This window comes from Parabacteroides leei (assembly GCF_023369805.1).
Lineage (GTDB): Bacteria > Bacteroidota > Bacteroidia > Bacteroidales > Tannerellaceae > Parabacteroides > Parabacteroides leei.
This window is the reverse complement of sequence record NZ_JAMBQG010000056.1, coordinates 1-521: the sequence shown is the minus strand read 5'-3', so window position 1 is coordinate 521 and position 521 is coordinate 1. Positions and strand designations below refer to the sequence as shown.

The following is a 521-nucleotide window of genomic DNA, read 5'->3' as shown; positions in this document are numbered from 1 at the left end:
TTGAAATGCCGAAATTTGTATTACCTTTGCATGAGTGTGATACGCTTTATAAGAAGTGGTTATATGTATTAAATAATATCGAGATCATGGAACGATTACCCGAAGAACTGAACAATCAGATATTCCGCAAACTGAAAAGTATCGTGGAGGTAGAGCGCATGACTCCCGATCAACGACTGGAATATGAACTGAGCCTCTCCGTCGAACGTGACCTTTCAGCAGCACTCGATACTAGTTTTGACGACGGTATGGAGAAAGGCAAGGCTGAAGGCATAGTCGAAGGTAAGGCAGAAGAACAACGCCTTATTGCTGCCAATTTTAAAAAACAGGGAATTAATATTGAAACGATTGCTCAATGTACCGGATTGTCGGTAAAGGAAATTAACGAATTGTAAGGGACTATCCACAATTTTGTGTAAATTCAAAACTACAGGAACCGAATCCGGGTTTAAACCCGGATTCGGTTTTCAAATATAGTCAAAAACTGATTAAAAATCAGTCCCCAGTTCCATATGGGTTGA

The 521-nt window shown here is 39.9% G+C and carries 1 protein-coding gene; it reads left to right on the top strand.

Annotated elements, in window-relative coordinates; translation table 11 throughout:
* On the top strand, positions 1-395 hold a 395-nt coding region (locus M1P97_RS26220; RefSeq protein WP_249390624.1), incomplete at its 5' end, for an Rpn family recombination-promoting nuclease/putative transposase.
* Positions 396-521: the final 126 nt, after the last annotated feature.